The organism is Lolliginicoccus lacisalsi (assembly GCF_014841105.1).
Classification (GTDB): domain Bacteria; phylum Actinomycetota; class Actinomycetes; order Mycobacteriales; family Mycobacteriaceae; genus Lolliginicoccus; species Lolliginicoccus lacisalsi.
This window is the reverse complement of the sequence record NZ_JACYWE010000005.1, coordinates 258,928-284,693: the sequence shown is the minus strand read 5'-3', so window position 1 is coordinate 284,693 and position 25,766 is coordinate 258,928. Positions and strand designations below refer to the sequence as shown.

Here is a 25,766-nt window from a genome sequence, read left to right as displayed (position 1 = left end):
CGGGACCCGGAGCGCACCGCGATCCTCGACGGGGCCCGCGCCCTGTCCTACGCCGAGCTCGACGCCTGGACCAACCAGCTCGCCCGGTTGCTCATCGCCGAGGGCGCGGGCCCAGAGGCAGTCGTCGCGATCGGCGCGAGCCGCGGTCTCGCCACCCTTGCCGCCATCTGGGCGATCACCAAGGCAGGCGCGGCCTACCTGCCCATCGACCCGGCCCATCCGCCCGAGCGCGCCGCGGACATGATCCGCCGGTCCGGAGCCATTCTCGGCATCACCAGCACGGGCGCCCCGCTGCCCGGTGGCGTGCGCCAGCTCGATCTCAGCGACCCCGCCACCAGCGATCGCGCCTCGGCGGCGCCGGGCCACCGCATCCAGGACCACGAGCGCCGGAGTGGCCTCCGTCCCTCCAACGCCGCGTACATCATCTTCACCTCGGGCTCCACCGGCACCCCCAAGGGCGTGGTGGTGCCCCACGCCGGCCTCGCTACGGTCGCCCGGGAGGAACTGCGCATCCTCGGGGTCAGTGCCGACTCGCGCGTCACGCACCTAGCCTCGCCGAGCTTCGACGCCGCCGTGTTCGAGATGCTCATGGCCCTGTGCGCGAGTGCCACCACCGTGGTCGTGCCGCCCAGCATCACTGCCGGCGAGGCGCTCGCCTCGGTCCTCGCCGAGCAGCGCATCACCCATGCGTTCCTCACCCCGTCGGTGCTCGCGTCGCTCGGCGCGCCCGGCGCTGCCCAGCACCTGCGGGCGCTCGCCGTCGCCGGCGAGGCATGCCCCCCGGAGCTCGTCGACGCCTGGGCCCCGCACGTGGCCATGCACAACCTGTATGGACCCACCGAGACCACGATCTGGACCACCACCACGGACGCCATGCGCCCCGGCGAGCCCGTCACCATCGGCCGCCCGATCGCGGGCAATGCCGTGCTCGTCCTCGATGATCGCCTCCGCCCCGTTCCCGTGGGCGTCCCCGGCGAGCTCTACATCGTCTCGGTGGGGGAGGCGCGCGGCTACCTCGGCCAGCACGAGCTCACTGCCGCCCGCTTCGTCGCCAACCCCTACGGCAAGCCCGGGCAACGCATGTACCGATCCGGTGACCTCGTGCGGTGGGATCACGACCGCTCGCTGCACTATGTCGGCCGCACCGATTTCCAGGTGAAGCTGCGCGGCCTGCGCATCGAGCTCGGCGAGGCCGAGGCGCTCATTGCCAGCCACCCCGGTGTCACCGCAGCCGTGGCGATGGTCCACCGCGACGAGAGCCTCGGCGATCACCTCATCGCCTACATCACCGCCACGCGCCCCAGCATCGACATCGCCGAGGTCCGCGCCCACGTCGCGCGGCGCGCCCCTTCCTACCTCGTGCCCACGCAGATCCTGCTCGTCCCGGAGTGGCCGGTCACCGTCAACGGCAAGCTCGACCGCGCGCGCCTGCCGCGCCCCGACTTCGCCAGCACCAGCGCCGCGCACCGCTCGCCGGCCACGCCTACCGAGGAGATCCTCGCCGACGTCTTCACCGAGGTGCTCGGCGCGGCCCGGATCAGCACCACCACCAGCTTCTTCGATCTCGGCGGCAACTCCTTGTCAGCGGCCAAGGTCGCTGCCCGCGCCAGCGACGCGCTCGGCACCACCATGAGCGTGCGCGACCTCTTCGACGCCCCCTCGATCGTGGAGCTCGCCAGCCGCCTCGGCCAGCGCGGATCGAGCCGCCGCGCGCCGCTCGCTCCGATGCCCCGCCCCGCCGAGCTGCCCCTGTCGCTCGCCCAGCTGCGCATGCGCATCCTCAACGACATCGAGCCCGACACCGCTGTCTACAACATCCCGCTCGCCATCCGGTTGCGCGGCCCGCTCGACGAGGACGCCATGAGCGCGGCGCTCGACGATGTCCTCGCGCGCCACGAGGTACTGCGCACCGTGTACCCGAGCACCAGCAACGGCCCCATCCAGGTCATCCTGCCCGTCGAGCGCGCGCCGCGCCTCGAGCGGCGGACCGCCGCGACCGCCGCCGAGGCCCACCGCCACGCGATGGAGATCGTGACCACCTTCTTCGATGCCGGTGCCGCGATCCCCATGCGCGCCGGACTGATCACCATCAGCGGCACCGACGACCACATCCTCGCGGTCGCCGTGCACCACGTGTCCGCGGACGGAGCGTCGATGGCGCCGCTCGCCCGCGACCTCATGATCGCCTACCAGGCACGCACCGATGGCCGCGAGCCCGGGTGGAACCCGCTGCCCGTGCAGTACGCGGACTTCGCGATCTGGCAGCGCGGCATCCTCGGCGATCCGAGCGACCCTAGCTCGCTCGCGGCCACCGAGCTGCGCTACTGGACCAGCCAGCTCGCCGAGCTTCCCGCGCTGCTGCCGCTGCCCACCGATCACCCGCGCCCGGCCCGCCAGGGCACCCGCGGCGCGACCTATCGCGCGCACCTCCCGGCCGATGCCATGGACAGCCTCGCAGGCCTCGCGCGCGAGCATCGCGCGACCCCATTCATGGCGATGCACGCAGCGCTCGCGGTGCTCCTGTCCACGTATTCGGGCACCACCGATATCGCCATCGGCACTCCCATCGCGGGACGGGGCGAGGCGATGCTCGACGATCTTGTCGGCATGTTCGTCAACACCCTCGTGCTGCGCCTGCACATCGATGGCAGCCGATCCTTCACCGACCTGCTCGCCGAGGCCCGCCGCGTGGACCTCGAGGCATTCGACCACACCGATATCCCGTTCGAGCAGGTCGTCGAGGCCGTCGGCCCGCCGCGTTCCCGGGCCCACACGCCCCTGTTCCAGGTGATGCTGTCCTTCCAGAACCAGGCTGTCCCCGTGCTGCGCCTCGCGGGCCTCGAGGCCGAGTTCCTCGAAGCCGACGGCGCGACCGCGAAGTTCGACCTGCAGTTCACCATCACCGAGCCCACCGAGGACGCGCCCCGCGAGGTCATCGTCACCTACGCCGCGGACCTGTTCGATCACGCCACCATCGAGGCGCTCGTGGACCGGCTCCTCCTTCTCATCGGGCATGTCACCGCGCTTCCCGGCGCGCCGTTGCGCGACCACCCGCTGCTCACCGCCCGCGAGCGCGAGCAGGTCACCGCCTGGGGGACCGGTGCCGCGGCATCCCCTCCAGCAACGCCCCTTGCGCGGTTGCGCGAGCAAGTCCGGGAGCGGCCCGAGGCCCGGGCCGTGGTGGACGCCGATGGCTCCCTGACCTACGCCGAGCTCGATGACTGGTCCGAGCAGCTCGCCCACCAGCTCGTCGCGCGGGGAACCGGACCGGACGATGTGGTGGCGCTTGCTGTTCCGCGTTCACGCGCCTGGATCGTCGGCATGGTCGCCGCCTGGAAGGCCGGGGCCGCGTACCTGCCCGTGGACCCCAGCCAGCCCAGCAGCCGCATCGCCACGATCCTGGGCGATACCGGAGCCCGCATCGTTCTCTGCGCGCCCGGCCTGGAGCACAGCGACGCCATCGAGCCCGGCCGGGCCATCACCCTCGGCTCCACGCCGGATCCCGCGCCTCCCGGTGACCAGCACGGACTGCCCGATCGGTGGGCCGAGCCCGGCGCTGGCCAGCGACTCGGCTACGTCATCACCACCTCGGGCTCCACGGGCAAGCCCAAGCCCACCCTGGTGCCGTTCGGTGGCATCCTCAACACGCTCGCCTGGTATCTCGACGAGCTCGAGCTCGGCCCGGGGGAGGGCGTGCTGGTGGCGTCCGCGCCGACGTTCGACCTCACCCAGAAACAGGTGTGGTCCGCGCTGAGCACCGGGGCAACCCTTCACCTCGCCGAGCCGCGATTCGACCCCGCCAGCATCCTGCGCACGGTGTCGAGCGAGGGCATCGTGCTCGCGAACATGGCGCCCAGCGCGTTCGAGGCACTCGTCGAAGCCGACGTCGAGGGCATCCTCACGCGAGCGCACACCGTGTATCTCGGTGGCGAGCCCATCCGCATGAACATGGTCCGCGCCCTCATCGACCGCGGCGTGAGCGTCATCAACAGCTACGGCCCCACCGAGGCCTCCGACAGCGTCGCCCGATGGACCGTCACGACCGATATCGATCCAGCCCCGATCGGCACCCCCATCCGCAATGCGCGGCTGCACTTGCTCGACGAGTGGCTGCGCCCGGTCCCGCCCGGACTGCCTGGCGAGCTCTACATCGGTGGCCTGCCGGTGGCCCGCGGGTACGGCAACCTGCCCGCGCTGACCGCCCAGCGCTTCGTCGCCGATCCCTTTGCCGCTGTGGGCGGGGCGCGGCTGTATCGCACGGGCGACCTCGTGCGCTGGCGCCGCGACGGTTCCCTCGACTACCTCGGGCGCACCGACTTCCAGGTCAAGATCCGCGGCCTGCGCATCGAGCTCGGCGAGACCGAAGCGGCACTGCTCGCGCTCGACACTGTCAACCAGGCGCTCGTCCTCGCCGACGGCGACCAACTGATCGCCTACGCCGCCACCGGTTCCGTCGATGAGGAATTCCCCCGCGCGGCCCGAGCCGCGCTGGCGAGCACGCTGCCCGACTACATGATCCCCGCCCACATCATCGCGCTGCCGGAGTTCCCGCTCTCCGCGAGCGGCAAGATCGACCGACGGGCACTGCCCGCGCCGGGAAGCGTCCCCGGCATCACCGGCGGCGTGGCCCCCTCGACCGCTTCGGAGAAGCTGCTCGCCGGCATCTTCGCCGACGTCCTCGGGATCGAGCATGTCACCGCCGACACGTCCTTCTTCGAGCTCGGGGGGCACTCGCTCACCGCGCTGAAGGTCGTCGCCCGCGCGAGCGCCGCCACCGGAACCACCCTGCGCGCCCAGGACATCTTCGAGCAGCCCACCGTCGCCGGACTAGCCAGCATCCTCGACACGCGCGCCACCGGGCCCGCGCGCCCGCCGCTCGAGCCCCGGGTCCATCCCGCGCATCCGCCGCTCTCCCCGGCGCAGGAACGCATGCACATCCTCAACCGGTGGGACCCCACGCTCGCGACCTACAACATCCCCGTCGCCCTGCGCCTGCGCGGCACTCTCGACCGAGGCGCGCTGCGCGCTGCTGTCCAGGACATCCTCGAGCGCCACATCATGCTGCGGACCATCTATCCCAGCGCGGACGGCGAGCCGTACCAGCGAGTCCTCGATGCCCGGGCGGTGAGCGCCACCGTCCTCACCGAGCACTCGATTGCTCCCGCGGACGCCGCCGACCACGTCCTCGGCCTCGTGAGCCGCGGATTCGACGTCACTACCGACGCGCCCATCCGGATCGAGCTGCTCCGCACCGCCCCCAATGAGCACATCCTCGCCCTGGTGGTGCATCACATCGCCGCCGATGGCGAATCCGTCCCCCCGCTGGTGCGCGACATGATCGCCGCCTACGCTGCTCGCATCGCAGGCGCCAAGCCTGCCTGGTCGCCCCTGCGGATCAGCTACCTCGACTATGCGGCGTGGCAGCACGATCTGCTCGGCGCCCCCACCGACCCTGGCTCGTTGTGGGCGGAGCAGATCACCTATTGGCGGCGCGCCCTTGCGGGAACACCGGATGAGCTCGACCTGCCGCTCGACAAGCCGCGGCCCGCGATTCCCTCGGCGGAGGGCGGCGCGGTCGACCTGCCACTGCCTCCCGGCCTGCAGGAGCGACTGGCGGCCACGGCGCGACGAACCGGCACCACCACGTTCATGGTGCTGCACGCGGGCCTGGCGGCGATGCTCGCCCGCATCACCGGCAGCAGCGACATCGTCGTGGGCACCCCCACCGCGGGACGCAGCGACCCAGCGCTGGCGGATCTGGTCGGCATGTTCGTCAACACGCTTCCGCTGCGCACCTTTATCGATCCCGCGGCCACCGCGATGGAGGTGCTCGACGAGGCGCGGCGCGCTGACATCGGCGCCTACTCCAACGCGGACGTGCCGTTTGAGGCGATCGTGGATGCGGTGATGCCGCGCCGCCCCATCACCCACAGTCCCGTCTACCAGGTCCTGCTCACCGTGGACGGCGCGAAGCCAGGGGCCGCCACGCTCGCCGGGCTCGAGGTCGACGTCCTCGACCACGGCCTGCACGTCGCCAAGACCGACCTCACCTTCGGCATCGTCGAGGACGATTCCGGCCTCAGCGGCATCATCACCTACCGGCGCGACCTCTTCGAGGAGCGCACTGTCCGGCGCATCGCCGAGTGGTACGCCACGATCCTCGACGCGCTCGTCAGCAGCCCCGAGGCCCGGGTGGGCGACATCACGCTGGAGGCGCACGAGGAGGCCGCATCCGGCCTGGAACCGGCAGCCACCCCCGACAGCATCGCCGGGCCCCCGGTGCCGGGGGCGCCCACGACCCTGCTGCACGCCATCGACGCGGCCATCGAGCATGACCCCACTGCGATCGCTGCCCGTCACGAGGGCCGCGCGCTGACCTACCGCAATCTCGATCGCAGGTCCTCGCGCCTCGCCCGCTTGCTCCTGCTCCGGGGTGCCCGCGCGGGCACCACCGTGCGGGTTGCGATACCCCCATCCATCGAGGCGCTCATCGCGCTGCTCGCTGCCGCGAAGACGGGCGCCGCGATCGCGATGACCGCGGGCAAGCCCGATCGTCCTGCTCCCGGGGCAGACCTCGGCATCGCCCTCGATGGCGACGGCATCGACGAGCACGCGGCGACGGAATGGGTGCTGCTCGACGACGCGGCGACCGCGGCAGCGCTCAAGCAGCAGCCCCCGGGCCCCATCACCTTCTATGACCGGCCGCATCCCTTGCGCGACGCGGACCCCGCGATCATCCTGTCCCACGGTGACGAGCCGATCGCGCTGACACAGCTTGGCACGGCACTCCTGCTCGAGTCGGGGAGCGAGCCGACCGGCCACTTGCTGCTCCTCAAGGCGATGGCCACCGGAACTCCCCTCGACCTCGAGGAAGCGCCCGAGACGGCAGGGGGCAGCGCAAGCCTCGCCGCCATGCTGCTGGAAGGCGAGGCGGGCGCTGTGGAGCCCGCGCCGGGCATCGTGCTGCGCCTGCTCGATGCCCGGCTCGAGCCTGCCTCCAGCGGGGAGCTATACGCCTGCGATGCCGGCCTCGCCAGCTACGTGGCCGCTGGGGCGGGCCCTACGTCCGTCGCCCTGGTCGCTGACCCGCGTGCCACCAGCCCCGGTGGCCGCTTGATCAGGCTCGGGCTGCGCGCGCGCCTCGCGCCCAGCGGCACGATCGAGCTACAGGACTGACCCCGGGGCGCCTCCTCGCGCCTTGACGTCGCGGAAGCGGACGGCTAGGCGCGCGCGGCGGCTTGCTGCTCGGCGAGGAAGACGTCGATGTGCGGCCAGGTGTGCTCGGGCGCCCCGGGTCCGGCGAGCACCCCGAGGTGGCTGCCGGGAGCGGTCTCGAACCGGATCCCGGGCGAACCCGTGAGAACCGTGGCGAGGTGGCGGGCAGCAGGCACCGAGGTGATGGCATCCCCGGTCCCCGCGATGGCCAGCACCGGCTTGTCCACGCGGCGGAGGTCGATGCGCCGGTCGCCGAGGACGAGCTGCCCCTTGGCGAGGTCGTTGCGCAGCATGATGCGCTGCCAGAGCTGCAGGTAGAGGCGGCCCGGGTAGCCGGGCATCTGGCCCATGAAGCGCTCGATCGATTCCATCCGCGCGAGCGTCTCGGTGTTGCCGAGGTTGCGAGCGATGAACCAGGGCTTCTTCAACTCCCGCTGGAACGCGGTGGCGCGGAACGTCAGCTTGACGAAGGGCGCGGGCATGCCGCCCATCAGCTTCGTGCCATAGGTGGTGACGCGCCCGCCGGTGAACCGTGCCGCGGTGCGCAGGGGCACGAGGTTGGGCAGCTTCGCGTAGTCGATCGGGGTGGCGACGGTGGCGATGGAGCGGATCGGCTGCTCGGGGTGCGCGGCGGCGGAGAGCAGCGTCATCGTTCCGCCGAGGCACCAGGCCACCACATCGATCGGCGCGCCGCCATGCTCGGCGGAGACGCGCTTGATCGCGGCGGGAATGATGTCGTCGATCCATTCCTCGAACCCGAGGTCGCGGTCAGCGAACGAGATGGTGCCGTAGTCCACGACGGAGGGCGCGTGGCCGGTGTCGATGAGGTGCTGGGCGAGGCTCTGCTCGGGGCGGAGGTCGAAGCAGGAGATGGGCACGGCCAGCGGCGGGACGAGCAGCACCGGATGCGCGTCGTGGTTGCCGCCCGCGGGCACGTCGTACTTGCGGAGCGTGCGGTGGGGGCCCTCGTGGATGACGGTGGGGGGGGTGGGCTGGTAGGGCTCGAGGCCCTCGCCGAGGGTGAGGTTCCAGGCATTGCGCGCGGCCGTCGGGACCTTGACTGCGGGAACCCTGACGCTCGACACCTTGGCAGCCAGGCTCGGCGCGCCGAGCCGGGTGGCGAGCGCGCGGGAGGTGGCGCCGCGCTGGCGGCCTCCTGCCCGGGAGGGTGCCGGGGGAGCCGCTGGGAGGTCGAGGCTGGCGCTCATGCTGGTGGGCTCCTTCAGGTCGGGCAGGCCGTGGCACGGTGTCGCTGGGCGGGGTGCTCGGTGGCGGTCGGGAAACACGCGATCACCATTGATGAGACATCTTGTCACAGTAGCTTTCGCCGCCGTAACCCATGCGTGAACAACGCCACACGCGCGGCGCCGCGCGCGTGCCCCGAGGACTAGTGTCATGCAATCGGCGGATCGTCAGCAAAGGCGCAATCAACTACGGTAAGAATCACTCTGGCGCGACAACAACACCACCGGACGAGGAAGGCGAGCCCAGGAATACCAGCCCACCAGGGTCGGGTTACCAAACCGAGACAATGCTCGGCAACGGATGCACCTTGACGACCACACCGTGCATGTAACGCTCCGGGGGACCAGATGGATGAACACACTGTGATGAGCAACGCGAGCGAGCCAGGCCAAGGCACGATCCAGCCTGCGCGCCTGCCGCTCACCGCATCGCAGGCCCATGCCTGGTTCGCGCAACGCATGAACCCCAGCATCCCCGATTGCCTCACCCGCTACGTCACCATCGACGGGCCGCTGGGCGTCGATGTCCTGCGCCGCGCCATCGACCAAGCAGCATCCGACTGCGCCCTGACCACCCTGAGCATCGTCGAGCACGCGGGGTGGCCCTACCAGCGCGTCGCTGGCGCCCCGCGATCAGCGCGGATGCGCATTGTTGACCTCACCGGCGAGGACGATCCCGCCGACGCCGCCCGCGACTGGATGTGCCTCCAGCGCTCCACGCCCATGGACATGCTCGGCGACCACCTTTTCGAGACCGCGCTGCTCGTGATCGGGCCCCAGCAGCACATCTGGTACACCCGGGCGCATCGCATCATCGCGGATCCGGAATCGATCCGACTCTTCCTGCGCCGCGCCGCCCAGATCCACAACGCCATGCTCGGCAACCGGGAGATCCCCCCGTTCCGCGGCCTAGGCATCGACGCCCTCGTCGAGCACGAGCAGGCATACCGTGCCGCCCTCGATTTCGACGAGGACCGCCGGTACTGGGCAGCAACCCTCGACGGTGCCAGCGAAGCCGAAAGCCTGGCACGCACCACCGCCCCCGCCTCCGTGGCCACCGTCCGAGCCTCCGTGGCGATCCCCGGACGCATCACCGAAACGGTCGATGAGGCCGCGCAGCATTCCGGCAGCACCATCGCCGCCGTCATCACTGCTGCTTTCGCTGGCTACCTCAGCCGCATCACCGGAGCCACCGACACCACCCTCACCCTGCCCGTCGCAGCACGCACCCGCCTCGCGCTGCGCCGATCGGCCGGAGCCATGGCCAACACCGTCCCCCTGCGCACCGGCATCAACGAGACCACCACCATCGCCGAGGCCATCCGCGCCTCGCGCGACCGCATCGCCGGGGCGATCGCGCACCAGCGCTTCCGCAACGACGACATCATCCGCGAGCACGGACTGATCGGCGACCACGCGCACGCTTTCGGGCCCACCATCAACCTCGCCCTCGCCGACCCGACGATCCCGCTCGACGGCACCACCGCGGTCAGCCACGCGCTCACCGACGGGCTCGTCCATGATCTCGTCGTCACGGTCCGGTCCGACGAGAACAGCGCCCTGGTGCTCGACATCGAGGCCAACCCCAACCTCTACATCCATGAGGAGATCTCCGCGCACATGCAGCGATTCCTCAACTTCCTCGACTCATTCACCGCGAGCGATCCTCGCGCGCCCCTGGTCTCGGTGGACGGGCTCCAGCCCTTGCTCCAGGTCGTCTAGCGACCGCCGACCGAGCCGCCGCCCCCGCCCCCGCCGACCGAGCCGCCGCTGAACCCGCCCGCCGAACCGCCGGCGACTTGCGCCCCGGTCGATCCGATTCCGCCCTGCATGGCGATGAACACCACGGGGCTGAATGGGCGGGGCCCGATGAACCAGTACGGCGCAGCTCCCTCGGCCTCGTACTTCTCGGACAACCGCTCCACCCAGTCCTTGCCCGCCCCGCACAGCATGGCGTGCGGCAGGGCGCGCTCGTGGAACTCGATGACCGGGGACTCGCTCCCGGGCAGGTCACCCGTGCCGTGCGAACTGGTGCGGGTGGTTCCCGCAGCATCGAAGTACTTCGCGGTGGCATCGAGCTGGTCAGCCACGGCCCGGCCCTTCTCGGTGAGGGGCCGGATATCGAACGCCAGCACGATGGCCGGAATGGCCACGACCAAGGCGCCGATGGCCACAGCGATCCGCCAATCCGGCCCCAGCATCGCCAGGGCGATGAACGCTGCCACCGCGCCGGCGACCGCGACCGCGCCCCCGGCGACGACGCCCCGCGGCACCGGCACCCTCCGGCGGTAGCCGTCGGTGATGATCTCCTCCTTGATCCGGCGGCGCAGCGCTGCGATCGCGCTCGTGGTGCTCGAGCTGGGCTCGCTGAGCTCGTGGACGGTGTTGCCCGTCGGGAAGAGCGCATCCACGAGTTCCTGCTCGTCCCCGTCCAGCCCCGTCGGATCCATCAGCTCCGCCCGATACTTGTGGCTCCCGCCGCTCTCGACCTCGACAAGGCGGATCTTGCCGCGGATGGCGAGATCCACGATCTGCGCCGGGACCGCCCGCGCATCCATCGTGTGACCATGGATCGCGGCCATGCGCAGGATGGACAACCCCTGCGGCACCGAGTACGAGGCAGTGATCTCCCGGCCCCTGGGGGCGGACCGCCCGACCGTGGCCCGGATCCGGATAGCGAGCGCCATCGCGCCTGCCGCGAGCAACGCAGCAGCACCCGACAAGGCAGAGGCGATAACCCCGAGCGCGCCCTCGGTGTAGGGCTCGAAGGCGCCTGCCGCGAAGCCCGCCACTACGGTCATGCCCTCGCCCTCGCCCAGCGGTCGCGTTGAGGTGAAGCGCACCTCGTCGTCCTCGATGCTCGCCTCGCACTCGCGCGTCGAGCCCTCCGCGCCCTCCAGGCAGCGCGCCCGGCCGTCGAACAGCCCAGCCACCTCCGGCGAGAGCTCCAGCGTCACCGTGACCGGCCCATATGGCTGCGCCGACCCGGCGGGAAGCACATCCCAGTACCATTCCTGCGCGCCGTCGGCATCATCGATCACATCGCGCATCCGGTACTCGATCGAGAAGACCTGCTCGCCCCGCAGGAAGTCATCGGTGCCCGTGGCGACCAGCAGCTCGTCGCCCTCGCTGGACTCCGAATAGATCGGTTCCGGCTCGCCGTTGCGCGTCACCGATTCCACCTCGGTGCCCAGCGGATGGCCGTCATGCTTGCGCGGCAATCCCCGCACGATGCCCTTGTTCTGGTCGCGGTCGGGGAACACCGCGGTCAACGTCTCGGTGACGCGCATGAGCGCGCGGCCCTCGTCATCGCGCTCGAGCAGATACACCGCCTCGACGCCATCGAACACAAAATCCTCGGCCGACGATTGAGCGGCCGCCCCGCCGCTTCCCATCAGCGCGAGCAGCCCCACAGCTGTTACGACCATCGCGCGGACAGCCAGACCTCGACGCATGCACCCTCCCTCGCCCAGCAGCAAACCCTGCGCTCGACGCTATCAGTGGCCGAACCCGCCCGCCCGGTACCGGCAGGCCCCACGGCACGTGATCGACGATCCCCGTTCAGCGACGGCGCGCACTAGTATCGGGACGACCAAGGGCCACGGACTGACCAGGGGGAGGAGCCCATGGAATACAGCTCCCTCGCCGGGCACCCCTTCTTCATTGTCTATCTCGCCCTGTTCGGCATCGTCTTCCTCCGCGCCCAGGCCACCTATTGGCTGGGCAGGCTGCTTGGCGCCGGGCTCTACCGCACGAGGCTCGGCGCCCGCATCGAGCCCCGCCTCGAGCGGTCGCGCGCCATCATTGATCGCTACGGCCCGCCCGCGGTCACCGCATCCTTCTTCACCATCGGCCTGCAGACCGCGGTCAACGCCACGGCCGGGGCCACCCGCATGCGATTCATCCGCTACCTGATCGCCATGCTCGCCGGATGCGCGGCGTGGGCCGCGATCTACTCGCTGGGCGGCATCGCCATTCTCACTGCCTGGTGGCGCGCGTTCACCTACTCGCCGCCGCTGGCCATCGCACTGCTGCTCGTCCTTGCCGCGGCCCTGGCCTGGTGGTTGCAGCGCCGGCGGGTCGGCGAGGCGAGCCAGCCCGGAAGCTAGCCCCCGAAACTCGCCCCCGAAACTCGCTCGGGAAAACCTCCCGGATCACGCTCGGGGCGCGCAGAATTGATTGTGCTAGCACGACCATTCCGGGGCCGCGCACCGTACAGAAGGACCATCACCATGAGAACAACCGTGCTGGGCGGGCGGGCTCTCGCCGCAACCGCCATCACCCTTGCTGTGCTTGCCGCCGGGTGCGGCAACGACGACGGCGAGGACAGCGCTGAGGGAACCACCGCGACCACGCCGGGCGCAACCACGACCACCGCTGCCGCCGAGCTACCGGGCGCAGCCGTCGATCGCGGGCCTGTTGTCGCGGTCGGTGAGGGAGAGGCCAGCACCTTCGTCACCGTTGACGCCGAGGACAACCCCCGCGAGGTCGGAATCCGGCTCACCGAGGGTGCCCTCGAGGGATTGCCTGATGAACCGGACGCGCCCCCGACGGTGTGGCTGCTCGAGCTGCCCGAGAGCGCCGGATCCACCATGTTCAACCATGTGTCCCTCGACTGGGCGAGCAGCGGCCATGAGCCTCCTGGCCTTTTCGACAAGCCGCACTTCGACATGCACTTCTACATGGTGGACGAGACCGACGTTGCCGATATCGTGCCCACCGACCCAGAGTTCGGCGCCAAGGCTGCCAACCTGCCCGACGAGCCCTACATGCCTGAGGGCTACATGGTGCCGCCGGAGCCTCCGGTCGAGATGCAGGGCGTGCCGAACATGGGCGTGCATTGGCTCGATAGCGCCGACGAGCTCGTCCCCGGCGAGTACGTGTTCGAATCCACGCTCGTCATGGGCAGCTGGGATGGCGAGTTCACCTTCGTCGAGCCGATGATCACCCGCGAATGGCTGCTCGGCAAGCCCTCCCTGGAGCAGGACATCCCGCAGCCCGAGGCGTTCACCCGCGACGGATACTTCCCCACCACCTACTCCGTTGACTTCGACGAGGACACCAGCGAGTACGTCATAACCCTCGGCGGATTGGAGGAACGCTCCAGCGATTGACCCCGTGCCCCAAGCTAGTTGCTGGCACAGGGATTGTTGCCCGCGCCGCGGTCGGCGATCGCGGCGCGCAGCACAGCGGAAGCGACCGGCCCGGCACTGCTCGCGCCACCACGGTCCGTGCCGGTCGCAGCATCCGCGAGAACACGCACCGCGACGACGATGTTGCTGCCCTCCACGGGGGCAATAGCGACGATCCAGCCGTCGTACAAGCCGTCGCTGTTCTCGGCGGTGCCAGTCTTGGCTGCGATGTCCGCGGTGAGCCCGGACAGCGCTGGAACGTTGCCGCTGCTGATCGACAGCTCCATGCCGTCGCGGATGCGCTGAGCGGCCTCGGGCTCGATGACACGCTCGCGGGCCGGCGCATCGGTGGGGGCAAACCGATCGCCCCGGCATGCGCCGATGATCGCGCGGGGCGGGCTGCTCGTGCCGCCGCTGGCCACGATCGCTGCCGCGTGCGCCATCGCGAGCGGGGTGGCGCGCACGTCCTGCTGGCCGAACCCGGTGCGGGCGATCGCGTCGGGGTCACCGAGGTCACCGAGGGCGACCGGCCTGCTGGCGAACGTGGAGCCGTCGTTGTCCCAGCCGCTCATCGCGGCGGTCATGTCACGGACCTGATCGGCACCGATATCGATGGCGAGCTCCGCGAACGCTGTGTTGGAGGATTCGGCCAGCGCCTCCTCCAGCGTTCCGCCGGACGGGCCCCGGTCATGGTTGGTCACCGAGCCGAAGCCGCCCGGAGGGGTGTACTCGGATCGGATCTCGGTCCGTCCGTCCAGCCCGGCATCGAGCACCGCTGCCGCAGTGATGATCTTGTAGGTGGAACCGGGCGCGGAATCCGCCGACAGTGCCGGATGACCATTGCTCCAGCGCCCTGACGGGTCGGGCGTCGAGTACGCCGCGAGCACCGAGCTCGTCGCGGTATCGAGAACGACCACATCACCGGGCATGCCACCGAGCGCGTCGCGCGCGGCGGCCTGCACCGTCGGCGACAACGACGAGACAGCTGGCTGCGGCGGGCAATCGAGGTCGAGCATCAGCCGCCACCAGCTGCCGCAGTTCGGCCACTCCTGGATGCGATTGTCCACGACCGTGATCAGGCGTCGATTGTCATCGGCCAGGCCCGCAACGCGATACACCGTCCGGCTCGTCCCGCCCGCATCATGGGTGGTGCTCGCTAGCACCTGGCCATCACGGGCGAGGAGGTCACTGCGCTTGTCGATTGGCACGAAGCTGCCGAACCGCGAGGCAGGCAGCGGATCGACCACTGCTGTGGCAACTACGGTGCCCGCGACGACAAGCACCCAGAACGCGGGAATGCCCGGGGTCACGCGCGCGATGCGCCGGGTGAGATCCTGCTCGCTGCGGGGCGCATTGAGATTGACGGCCCGCGATCCAGCACCCGCGATCAGCCCGAGGGTGAACCACATGCCGATCAGCGCGCTGCCCCCCTTCGACAGGAACGGCGTCACCATTCCCGTCATGGGCACCACGCCAAGATTGCCGAGGATCACATAGGCCGCCTGGATGCTGAACATCGCCGTCAGCCCGGCGGTGATCAACCGCATCGCCAGCGTGCGGGCACGCAGCGCCGAATACCACCCGGCGAGGCTGATCACCAGGAACAGCGCAACGATCACCAGGAGAGTGACGAAGCCGCGCTCCTCGCCGATGCCGGCGAGCACATAGTCGCTCTCCACCACCGGCACAACGGTGGGATTGCCACGGTTGAAGCCGCTGCCGAACCAGCCCCCGCGCGACAGGGCCATCTGCGCCATGCCGTTCTGCCGGATGCTGCCATCGGGGAGAACAGGCTCCCAGATCTCGGAGACGCGGTCGCGCACCTTCCCCGACACGAGGTACACCAGCCCGAGCAGCACAGCTCCCGCCCCAGCCAGCCACAGGGCGTAGCGCATCTTGGGCAGGCACAGGGTGATGATCGTGGCACCGCCGGCGAAGATCGCCAGCGCCGGGCCCAGATCGTCGAGGTACAGCGCGAGCAGCCCCGCCGCGAAGAGCGGCACCGCGGTGATCGCGATGGTCTGCTTGGTGGCCTTGCGAAACGACGATGCCGTGGACAGCGCCAGCAGTGCCACGGAGATCACGATGAGCGGGCGCGCGAACTCGACGGGCTGCGCGGTGAACGGGCCGAGCTGGATCCAGGCCCGAACCTCGCCCACGGTGTAGGCCAGGGACGGCACCAGCGGCAGAGCCATGAGCGCCAGGCCGAGGACAGCGATCAGCGTGGCGTGGAGCCGCGACACGCGCGGATGCCAGCGACTAGTGAACAGAGCTGAGACGACGAACGCCAGGATCGCCAGCCCGAGCCACAGCATGGTGGTGATGAAGCTGCCCGGCGCCAGCCGGAACCCGGTGACCAGGCCCAGGCAGGTGAGGAACCACGCCGCCCACGGCATCGCCAGCGACACCTGCGGCCCTATTGCCGCGCGCACCGCTACCGTCAGCAGCAGCGGTGCCACGATGGCCGCGATGAGCAGGAGGATGCCCTGCCCCAGCGGCCAGCCGAGCCTGCCCAGCGCGGTGAGCACCAGCAGGCCGCTCGAGGCCGCCACGAGCAGCGCCATCCGCCACTCGCGGGTGGACGTCGAGGCGACCGGCGATTCGTGCCAGGTCCAGCGTCGGCCAGTGGATGCGCCAGCACCCTCAGTGGTGGTGGGGGTCATCGTGCCCGCCCCGTGGTGCCGCCACGGCCCTTCCTGGCATCGGGCTTGCTCCCAGGCTTCCCGGGCTTCGGGGGCTTGCCAGCGGGGCTCTTGCGCTCGGCCGGCTTGCCCTCCGGCTGCTTCGGCCCAGAAGGACTGTTGCCCGCCGCTTTGAGGCCTAGCATGCGGGTGGCCAGCGATCGCGAACCGGCTTCCTCGTTGCTCGCGCGCCGGCCCTTGCCGCCCGCGGCCGCTCTCGTGCTCGACGGCGGGGCCTTCGAGCCGCTCGCCCGCCCGGCGCCTGCCGCGGCGGCACCCCCCGCCGATCGCGCGACCTCCTTCGGGGGGCGCTCCCGCAGGATCACGTGCGCGAGTAGGGGCAGCGCGATGATCAGGACGGCCGCGTGGGCCAGGAAGTTGTTGATCATTCCCGGCCCGCTACAGCGCCGCGAGGTGGACGAAGCGAACGGGGACGCGCCCGGCCAGATCGATAGTGGTGTCCTTGGTGATCGTGAGGGGGCGGTCGAGCTTCTTCTTGTCGTGCCACGTCCCGTTGGTGCTCGACAAGTCAGTGATGGTCAGCGAGTCGCCCTTCGCGGTGATGCTGGCATGCTCGCGGCTGACGATTGGCTCGTTGATGATGATGTCGCACGTGCCGCCGGCCCCGACCTTCCACGAGCGGCCCTCCGCGAGCGGGACCGCCTTGCCCGATGGCGGCTCGATCAGCCACTGCGCCCGCCCCACGACCTGGGTGACGTCCCCGGAGGGGCGTGGGGAGGAGCGCCGCACCCGGGCACCGGCAGGCGTGGCGGCGGAGTTCAGGACGGTATCGACACGACGCCGATGGAACCGCTCGTTCTCCGCCAGGGTGAACCGCACATCACCAGTGACATAGTCCTCATCGGCCGCCGATGACAGCACATAATTGGCAAGATCATCAGTGAACGAATCCCAATTCCTCGTGATCCTGCTCGCCAGCTCGGGCGCCACGATCAGCACCACGCTCTCGGGAAGCACACGAGTGCTCAGCGTGCGCTCCGACTTGCGCAGGATCTGCTCACCGATCCGATGGATGAGCGCATCCAGAGGCTCCTCGGGCAAGCGAGCCTCGGCACCGCGCACCAGATTGGCCATCGCGCCGCGAGCCACCGACGGCAAGGCCCGCGAACGAGCCTGCTGCCACGCCCACCACGAGGCGCCCGCGATGATCGCGAGGAACACCATGATGACGAGAACGTCCATGCCGTGAACTCCTGACCGTTTCCTGCTGCGTCAAACGTGCTGCCATGCCCGGCACGCCGGGGTAGCGTGGAGCTTGCTGGCCAAATGGCCCTGGAACCTTTAAGTCCAAGCATGCAGCCAGGCAGGCCCCCACGCTACTGGCAGCACCGGCCTGGCACTGTATCGCGATACCCGGACATCCCCCTGCGGGCCGAGGACCACCGCGGTCGAGTGGCCGTGGCTCGCCAACCCACGATAATGGACACATGGACGAAGCGGACCTCCTCGGTGCGGCCTATCACACCTTTCGCGACGAGATCACCCAATACCAGGTCGCCACAGACCGGACCACCGGCGACAAGTTCCGCTTCTACCTCCTCAACAGGAGATTCGAGCACGTGCAGCCCGTCGTGATCTACAACGGGTTCGGATCGACCCCCAACACCACCCTCGGCCAGCGGTACCTCTGGTCCTACGCGCGCCACCTCGATCGCCCGATCATCGCGCCCATGGCCGACCACGTCCACCGCCGCACCGACCGCCGCAGGTTCGCCGACAGCCACGCCCACGCCCTCGCGCGCACCCACCCCGGCAGCCTCCACGTCGCCGGGATGTCATGGGGCGGCATCGTCGCCTACTCCGTAGCCGAATCCCTCGCGGACCACGCCGACCACCTCGTCACGCTCTCCTCCGTAGGAACCCTGGACGGCCTGCACCGCCACGCCTGGCGTGCCCTCCATATGCTCCGCCGCGAAGGACCCATCGTCCGCGACGCCGTCGAGACCATCGTCGGAGACTTCGACCCCCACGACCACGAGCACCCCGCGCCCACCATGGACCCCCTCAGCAAGATCCGCCGCTCCATGATCATGCAGCGCAAGTCCCTCCACGAGCTCCCCGACACCCTCCACCCCGGCACCACCTGGCACGACATCATCGGCGTGCACGACGCCCTCACCAGTTACTCCGACCACATCGACGCCGTCCTGCGCCGCAACATCCGCCACCCAGGTAGCACCTCCATCACGGTCGTCCGCAACCACGGGCACATGTGGGCGCACATGCGCTCCACCCTCGCCGAGCTCCTCGCCGAAGCCCTGGAACGCAAGGAATCTGGCCTCTACCAGGAAGCGCACTTCGCCCGCACCCGCGACGACTTCAGCACCGTCGACCCGGTTCCCGGCTGGGGCTCGGGCTCGGGCTCGGGTGACGGTGTCGGCGCCGGGTCGGGTGCTCGTTCCGGCGCCGGGGGCGGGTCGGGGGCCGATGTCGGCGAGAGTGCGAAAAGCGACACCGATCGCGAGGAAGGCTGACGTATTTCGCACACTCGCGCGGCTGGGTTGGGCTGGTAGGCGGGCTGGGTTGGGGCGTCGCGCACCACGCACCGGCAGGGGAGTGCTCAGCCCTTCGCGATGCCGGTGGGCATGTCCTGCGCGGTGTACCGGCAGCCAGTCTCGCTGCTGATGCTGGCCGCGAGCTTGGTGCCAAGGGCGATCCTGGTACCGGCTTCCCCGGTGAGAACGACATCGTGGTGACCGGGCTTGTCAGCGCGCACCGCGATTCCGGTGATGCCGGATCCTGCGGCGATATCGCGCGCGGCTCGCAGGATCGCCGGCCAATCGTTGTCAGGGATGGGAGTATCCGAGACCCACACCGCCATTGTGACGCTGGAGCCATCAGTATTGGCGAACGCTCCGCCGCAGCCGCCCGCGCGCCGCGGACGTGCTTCCTCCCACTGCAGCCCAGCGTTGATCCTGGAGGCGGCGGCTTTGATCTTGGCGACAACGGCTACGATCTGGGCCTCGGTCTCCTCAAGGGCGGGAAGGCCACGCAGCGTCGCGGCGGCGTGGGCAACCTCTTGTTCAGAATGGTTGTAGGGATTGTTCATCGCTTCTCCGCATCCGCTCACGGCCAGGGCGGCCGAGATGATTGGCATCGCCAGTGCTCGCTTGGCTAGGTGGTTCATCGGCGCACGACCTGGTCCGGGAGGCCTCCGATGATGACGGCCATGTTGTATGCCGATGTTCTCAGTTCCCCGTTGGTCCCCATGCGGGAGTACTCGCTGTGGCCGGTGGATTGCTCGCGGTCGATGCCGTCCGGAGTGGTTGCCGCATTGGTGGACAGGTGCTCGAAATCAGCGTTCGCCGGATCCGGGCCGAACGCGCCGAAGAATCCGAGATCGGCAATGGCATCACCATCACCGCCGATGAAGCTCCACACCCCGTCGGTCTTCATGACGTATGCGCGGCCTTCCTCGAGGCCGAGATCCTTCTCGCTACCGGCATTGACGCCTGGCGATCCGTAGAACACGGCGTCGTCCACAGGCTGGCCAGGGCGGGGATCCTGCAGCGCAAGAGCTGTTGTGTAGGACCCGTAGGAGTGGCCGAGCGCGGTGATGTGCGGGTCTCCGAGCTCTGATGCCGTGTTGATTCCGTCGAAGAAGGCGGCGAGCCTCGCTGCGCCCTTGACGGCGTGCTCGCGCTGGGTGACGTCGGTGAACCCGACGACCGTGTCGCCCCAGCCGGGGCCGGTACCCTGGGGCGGCTCGTAGCCCAGCCAAGCGATCGAGGCTATCGTCTCCCCGCGCCTGCCATGATTGATGAGCTGGATCTCGGCCTCGCGCTGCAGATACTCCGTCTCCTTGACCATTGCTGCGAAGGATCTAGAGATCGTGGTGCCGAATCCAGGGATCGTGACCGACACATGATCAGCGGTGTCCGGGTTTCCTATCGCGAACGCTGCCATGCCGCGTTCCCCTGACCGCATATCGAGCAGCATCAATCGTCCCTCGGGGTATTTGCCGAGCAGCTTCTCGATCGTGGCGAGATCCGCTAGCTTGCGCTCGGTGTACCAGAGCTCGGCGTCCGCGTTCGTGAAGGCACCACCGAACCAATTGTCGTGCAGCTCGGCAGCGAGCTGGTCCCGCCGGGCCTCGAGACGCACACGCTCGCTGTCGATCTGCCCGACGTTTGCGTCATGCCTCGCGCTCGCGGGAGCGCCATCGAGACCACCGATCCACCCCGGGCGCGCCTCGAGAACTTGTTGTCGCTGCTGCTCGGTGAGGGAATCCCAGTACTCCCTATTCTGCTTGGCCGACCCATCCGTGGGGGGTGCCGGAGCCCGCTCATGGCCGCCAGGACTGCCGACAGGTGACGTCCATCGTGGTACCGCGTCACGCAGCATTTCGAGCGAACGAGCCAACGCGGCGCGGATCGACCTCGCGGCGGCACCCACCTGCTCCTCGTGGTGCATCAGCATGTGGGCGCGCTCCGGTGGCATGCCCTTCGTCGGCGGTGCGGAGACTCGCCACGCTTCATCGACCATGAACCCGTCCATGAGCGCTGCCTCCACCGCGGCCACCGCATTGGACTGCTCCGCACGCATCGTTCGTGCCACGTGCCGCATAGCAGCCGCTGCCACTTGGAGATCCGTGGCTGACCTCCGGCCCGCGGCGCGCTGCTCGATGAAGCCTTCCCGCGCTAGCCGGGCGGCGGTGCCTTCCCAGCTCACGGGGTGCACCTGATCAAGCGCGTCGAGCGCGGCATCGGAGAGTGCCGTCAGTCGACCGGCCGCCGTTTCGAAGCGCGCCGCATGGTTCTCCAAGCCCTCCCAGGCCAGGGCACGCACCCCGCCCACCGTCAGTGACTTCACCGCCACGCCGCCAGGATCCGGTGCGCGCAGTCCGCCTCCGCAGCGAGGTAGCCATCACTGGACGCCGCGATTCGTCGGCCATGACCACGCACGGCCTCCGCATGCTCGTCCCGGACAGCCCATGACGCATCAATGATCCTGGACACGGCGACATCGAGCCCGGAACCGGCTAGGCCGGGAGGCGCGTCCCTCCCGAGGTGGATGGCACTGACATCGTCAGCGAACCTCTCGACCGCGGATGCCAGCGCGCCCAGCGCACCACAATCCGCCACAAGCTCCACGTCGTCCATGCCACCTCCGCATCAGCCGCCTGACAGGTGCCAGGATCATCGCGTCATCCCCGGCCCAGTGAGTGTGCCCGGGCGCCGATCCTCGCGCCGCGAGTGTGCGAACAACGACAGGATTTGCGACCAGCGCTGACGGAATTCGCACACTCGCCGCGCAGGCAACGGCCCGATACGGACGTCAGCCGGGTCAGGCCCGCCGGTAGCGGAAGGCGTAAGTGCGATACGGCAGCTCGATACGGGCCCGGCCGCGCAGATCAGGATGCGATGCCAGCAGCTCCTCGACCCGCGCGTCCACCCGCGCCCGCTCAGAGAGCCCGGCCACCAAGTAGTTGCTCCGGCTGCGCACCAGCTCCCGGAGCTCATCGGGAGCAATGGATCGCTCCCACGCCTGCGTCGCCACGGCCTCCTGAGCGAACGGCGCCGCCACGCGCGGGCCCTCGCCGCGCAGCAGATCCTCCGCGGGACTGCGCTGCATCACCCCCGTCAGCTCCCGCACCCACGGCACCGCCTCATCGCGAATGTTCCACAACAAGAGCAGCGACCCACCGGGCTCAAGGACACGATCGATCTCCCGCGAGGCCGCCTCCACGTCCACCCAGTGCCAGGCCTGCCCGAGCACCACCGCCCGCGCCGAGGCATCGCCAAGAGGGATCGATTCAGCGCGGCCCTCCAAGGCAGTGATGCCGGGCAGCGTCGCGCGCAACTGATCGAGCATGCGCGGATCCGGATCCACCGCGATCACGTCATGCCCGAGCGCCGTCAGCGCGGCAGTGAGAATGCCCGTCCCCGCTCCGCAATCCACCACGACGCCCGGCTCGGTCGGCAGCATCCGCGCGAGCAGCTCCCGGGGATAGCGCGGGCGGACCTGGTCATAGCTCGCCGCGGCCTGCCCGAAGCTCCGTGCGCGATCGGTCATGCGTGGATCTTGCCACGTCTTGGCACCGCGGCGCCCCAAGTCGATCGTGAAGATTCAGCCACGCAGGATGTGGCTGGATCTTCACGATCGGGACGCAGCACCGCCGACGAGGACACCACCGGCGACACCGAGGCCGGCGACGCTCTACCGTTTCGCCGCATCGATTCCTCCGGTAGGTTGGCCGGGTGCTGCCCGCCGCTCTCCGAGATTTTGCCACCGTGACGCTGCGCCCCCTGGTGGGCGAGGCGACATTCTGGCGCGGCATGGGCTATGCCCGCGACGGGGCGGTGCTGGATCATTCGTGGGACGCGCCAGCCTCGGCGCTGCGGGGCATCGTCGCTGGCAGCGGCCGGAACTCGTATCGCACCTCGGCGGTTTTCACGCTGGTCGGCGGCGAGCTGCGCTTTGATCATGGACGGTGCAGCTGCCCGATGCGGCAGGACTGCAAGCATACGGTCGCGCTGGTGGCCACCGCGGTGGAGTCGGTGCGGGAGCTGGAGCCCGCCTTGCGGCTGTCGGCGTGGGAGCAGGCCCTGGCGGGATTGCTGCCTGATGACGAGCCGCCGGCGGAAACGGCGCTGCTGGGCGTCGAGCTGGCGGCGCAGCCGTTGACGCGGGCGCAGGAGCGGTCGGGGATGGTGGGGCATCGCTTGGTGGCCCGGCTGGTCACGCAGGGCCGGAGAGGCTGGTTGTCCACGGCGATCTCGTGGAACGAGCTGCCCTATGTGCAGCATCGCATGGCGATCGATGGGGAGCAGTTGCGCTTGCTGCGCGAGTTCCATGCCGTCTACCAGGCGGGGCGGGGCGGGGCGCGCGGCTCGGCGCTCGATGGGCAGCTGGATCTCGCCGAGTTCCATGGCGTCCGGTTCTGGCCGATCCTGCAGGATTTGCTGGATCGCGGGGTAGCGCTGCTCGATCGGGATCGCGATTGGGCGATGGTGGAGCTGCATCCTCCGGCGGAGTTGGTGCTGGATGTGCGGCGCGGCGAGGACGGCGGCCTGCGGATCGGCGCGACCGTCCCGCCGGGCGCGATGGCGGGGGAGCCTGCGCGGGGCGCCGAGGAGCTTCGGCCGATCGGGTTCCTCGGCGCCGACGGCCATGGAGTGGCGTACCGGGATGACCTGGGCTGCCTGCATCTCGCTGCCTGTCCCACTGGGGTGCCTGAGCCGTTGCGGCCCGTGTTGCTCGACGCGCAGCCCTTGAGCGTCCCTGCCGCTGATGCGCACCGGTTCGCCACCGCGTACTACCCGCGCCTGCGTGCGCGCGCCGCGATCCGGTCGAGCGATGACACTTTCGCCCCGCCGGAGGTCACGGGCCCGCGGCTACTGGTGCAGTTGGTGTTCGAGATCGACTATCGCGCGGCGAGCCTGTGCAGCTGGCGGTACCGGATCGACGATACGGTCGCGGATTTCCCCGTGCTCGCCCCGATCGAGCCCGATGGCATCCGGGATCCTGCTGCCGAGCAGGGACTGGCTCGGAGCATCGGCACGCTCATTCCCCTGGAACCGACGGCCTATCAGGGCATGGATACTGTCACGTTGGTCGAGGACCTTTTGCCGGGGCTGCGTGAACATGCCGGCATCGACGTCGAGATCACCGGCGAGGTCCCCGACTTCCGCGACGCCGACGATACGTTCGCGATCACGTTGTCCACGACGCATCTCACCGGCCAGTCCGACTGGTTCGACCTCGATGTGGCTGTCAGCGTGGATGGCACCAATCTCGCGTTCCCGGATGTGTTCCGTGCCCTCGACAGCGGCGAGACGCGCATGATCCTGCCCGGTGGCGCCTACTTCACTCTCGACCGGCCCGAGCTCGACACCTTGCGGTCGTTGATCAGCGAGGCGAAGGCGCTGACCGACAAGCCCGGCGAGGGGCTGCGCATCAACCGCTACCAGGTCAGTTGGTGGGACGAGCTCGTCGAGTGCGGCGTGATCGGCCAGCAAGCCGCCGAATGGGACCGGCACGTCACGGCCCTGCGCACCGATAGGCCCACCGCTGCTGCTCTGCCCCATGGCCTGCGCGCCACGCTGCGCCCGTACCAGCAGGACGGCTACGACTGGCTTGCCTTCCTCTGGCGCAATCATCTTGGCGGAATCCTCGCTGATGACATGGGCCTCGGCAAGACGCTGCAAACCTTGACTCTCATCGCGCATGCCCGCGAGCAGCATCCTGATGCGCCGCCCTTCCTCATCGTCGCCCCCACCAGCGTTGTCCCCAACTGGGCCGACGAGGCCGCCCGCTTCACCCCCGGGCTCACCGTCGTCACCCTCACCGACACGCTTGCCAAGCGCCGCACCACCCTCGAGGCCACGATCGCGGGCGCGGACATCGTCGTCACGTCCTACACGTTGTTCCGGCTCGACAACGAGGCCCACCAGCTGCACTCATGGTCCGGGCTGATACTCGACGAGGCGCAGATCGCCAAGAACCACCAATCCAAGATCCATAATTGCTGCCGCACCGTCCCCGCGCCATTCAGGCTCGCGATCAGCGGCACACCCATCGAGAACAACCTCATGGAACTGTGGTCGCTGCTCTCCATCACCGCGCCTGGACTGTTCCCCAACCCGCGGGCGTTCAAGGAGACCTACGCCGAGCCCATCGAGAAGATCGGTGACGCCGAGCGCCTCGGGCAGCTCCAGCGCCGCATCGCGCCCCTGCTGCGCCGCCGCACCAAGGAGGCCGTCGCCAGCGACCTGCCAGCGAAGCAGGAAACCCTCCTTGACCTGCCGCTGCACCCCAAGCATCGCAAGGCCTATGACACCCGGCTGCAGCGCGAGCGGCAGAAGATCCTCGGGCTCGTTGATGACATCGACAAGCACCGCATCACCATCCTGCAGTCGCTCACTACGCTGCGGAAGCTCAGCCTCCACGCCGCCCTTGTCGACCCTGCCCACGAGCGGGTGCCGTCCGCGAAGATCCAGATCCTCCATGAGCACCTCGACGACATCATCGCCGGTGGCCACCGCGCGCTAGTGTTCAGCCAGTTCACCAGCTTCCTCGCGCTCGTCCGGCAGAGCCTCGATAACGCGGGCATACCGTACGCCTACCTCGACGGCTCCACCCGCGACCGGGGCAAGGTCCTCGATGCGTTCCGCGCCGGGACCGCGCCAGTGTTCCTCATCAGCCTGAAGGCGGGTGGATTCGGCCTCAACCTCACCGAGGCCGACTACGTCTACATCCTCGATCCCTGGTGGAACCCCGCCACCGAGGCGCAGGCGGTCGATCGCACGCACCGCATCGGCCAGACCCGCCCCGTCAACGTCTACCGCCTGATCTCCCGCGGCACGATCGAGGAAAAGGTCGCGGAGCTCAAGGAACGCAAGGCGCAGCTATCGAGCAATGTCCTCGACGATGGTGCCGGGTTCAGCAATGCGCTCACCGCCGACGACATCCGCGGATTGTTCACCTAGGTTGGGCCTGCTGGCTCGCTCTGGGCCTGCGGGCTCACATCG

The 25,766-nt window shown here is 69.5% G+C and carries 15 protein-coding genes; 6 read left to right on the top strand and 9 right to left on the bottom strand.

What is annotated here, in order from left to right; genetic code table 11:
• Nucleotides 1–7,176 (top strand): non-ribosomal peptide synthetase (locus tag HT102_RS10550; RefSeq protein WP_192039376.1); only part of this gene is annotated, 7,176 nt, incomplete at its 5' end.
• Nucleotides 7,177–7,220: 44 nt separating this feature from the next.
• On the opposite strand, the gene HT102_RS10545 is transcribed toward HT102_RS10550, so the two are convergent.
• Nucleotides 7,221–8,423 (bottom strand): alpha/beta hydrolase, encoded by a 1,203-nt coding sequence (locus tag HT102_RS10545; protein WP_225443487.1) that lies wholly within the window; start codon nucleotides 8,421–8,423, stop codon nucleotides 7,221–7,223.
• Nucleotides 8,424–8,825: 402 nt separating this feature from the next.
• On the opposite strand from HT102_RS10545, the gene HT102_RS10540 reads away from it, so the two are divergent.
• The gene (locus HT102_RS10540; protein WP_192039375.1) at nucleotides 8,826–10,181 is read left to right on the top strand and encodes a condensation domain-containing protein; all 1,356 of its coding nucleotides are present in this window, start codon (nucleotides 8,826–8,828) and stop codon (nucleotides 10,179–10,181) included.
• Here the strand turns inward: HT102_RS10540 and HT102_RS10535 are convergent.
• Nucleotides 10,178–11,914, bottom strand: coding sequence for a DUF2207 family protein (locus HT102_RS10535; RefSeq protein WP_192039374.1), 1,737 nt, complete (start codon nucleotides 11,912–11,914; stop codon nucleotides 10,178–10,180). The two genes, HT102_RS10540 and HT102_RS10535, sit on opposite strands and share 4 nt — an antisense overlap.
• Before the next feature lie 171 nt (nucleotides 11,915–12,085).
• Here HT102_RS10535 and HT102_RS10530 point away from each other — a divergent pair, with 171 nt between their 5' ends.
• Entirely contained in the window at nucleotides 12,086–12,568 is a 483-nt protein-coding gene (locus HT102_RS10530) for a DedA family protein (protein WP_192039373.1), read from the top strand.
• A gap of 123 nt (nucleotides 12,569–12,691) precedes the next feature.
• Complete coding sequence (locus tag HT102_RS10525; protein WP_192039372.1) at nucleotides 12,692–13,573, top strand: DUF5602 domain-containing protein; 882 nt, start codon at nucleotides 12,692–12,694, stop codon at nucleotides 13,571–13,573.
• A gap of 14 nt (nucleotides 13,574–13,587) precedes the next feature.
• Here HT102_RS10525 and HT102_RS10520 read toward each other — a convergent pair whose 3' ends face one another.
• Genes HT102_RS10520 through HT102_RS10510 form a run of 3 tightly spaced genes read right to left on the bottom strand, consistent with a single transcriptional unit; the run spans nucleotide 13,588 to nucleotide 17,475 of the window.
• A complete protein-coding gene (locus HT102_RS10520) occupies nucleotides 13,588–16,254 on the bottom strand; it encodes an FtsW/RodA/SpoVE family cell cycle protein (protein ID WP_192039371.1) in 2,667 nt (888 codons plus the stop codon).
• The gene (locus HT102_RS10515) at nucleotides 16,251–16,661 is read right to left on the bottom strand and encodes a hypothetical protein (RefSeq protein ID WP_192039370.1); all 411 of its coding nucleotides are present in this window, start codon (nucleotides 16,659–16,661) and stop codon (nucleotides 16,251–16,253) included. Before HT102_RS10515 ends, HT102_RS10520 begins: the two co-directional genes overlap by 4 nt.
• 10 nt (nucleotides 16,662–16,671) lie before the next feature.
• Entirely contained in the window at nucleotides 16,672–17,475 is an 804-nt protein-coding gene (locus tag HT102_RS10510) for an FHA domain-containing protein (RefSeq protein WP_192039369.1), read from the bottom strand.
• A gap of 245 nt (nucleotides 17,476–17,720) precedes the next feature.
• Here HT102_RS10510 and HT102_RS10505 point away from each other — a divergent pair, with 245 nt between their 5' ends.
• Entirely contained in the window at nucleotides 17,721–18,767 is a 1,047-nt protein-coding gene (locus HT102_RS10505; RefSeq protein ID WP_192039368.1) for a hypothetical protein, read from the top strand.
• Between the two features lie 86 nt (nucleotides 18,768–18,853).
• Here the strand turns inward: HT102_RS10505 and HT102_RS10500 are convergent, their stop codons facing one another.
• The 4 genes from HT102_RS10500 to HT102_RS10485 form a co-directional block, all read right to left on the bottom strand.
• Nucleotides 18,854–19,390: an LppA family lipoprotein gene (locus HT102_RS10500; RefSeq protein WP_192039367.1), complete on the bottom strand. Its 537-nt coding sequence runs from the start codon at nucleotides 19,388–19,390 to the stop codon at nucleotides 18,854–18,856.
• A gap of 26 nt (nucleotides 19,391–19,416) precedes the next feature.
• Entirely contained in the window at nucleotides 19,417–21,111 is a 1,695-nt protein-coding gene (locus HT102_RS16315) for an alpha/beta hydrolase (RefSeq protein ID WP_192039366.1), read from the bottom strand.
• Nucleotides 21,102–21,395, bottom strand: a complete 294-nt coding sequence (locus HT102_RS10490; protein WP_192039365.1) for a hypothetical protein — start codon at nucleotides 21,393–21,395, stop codon at nucleotides 21,102–21,104. Before HT102_RS10490 ends, HT102_RS16315 begins: the two co-directional genes overlap by 10 nt.
• Nucleotides 21,396–21,579: 184 nt before the next feature.
• Nucleotides 21,580–22,308, bottom strand: coding sequence for a class I SAM-dependent methyltransferase (locus HT102_RS10485; protein WP_192039364.1), 729 nt, complete (start codon nucleotides 22,306–22,308; stop codon nucleotides 21,580–21,582).
• Nucleotides 22,309–22,526: 218 nt separating this feature from the next.
• Here HT102_RS10485 and HT102_RS10480 point away from each other — a divergent pair, with 218 nt between their 5' ends.
• Nucleotides 22,527–25,724, top strand: coding sequence for a DEAD/DEAH box helicase (locus HT102_RS10480; RefSeq protein WP_333473384.1), 3,198 nt, complete (start codon nucleotides 22,527–22,529; stop codon nucleotides 25,722–25,724).
• The last annotated feature ends 42 nt before the right edge of the window (nucleotides 25,725–25,766 follow it).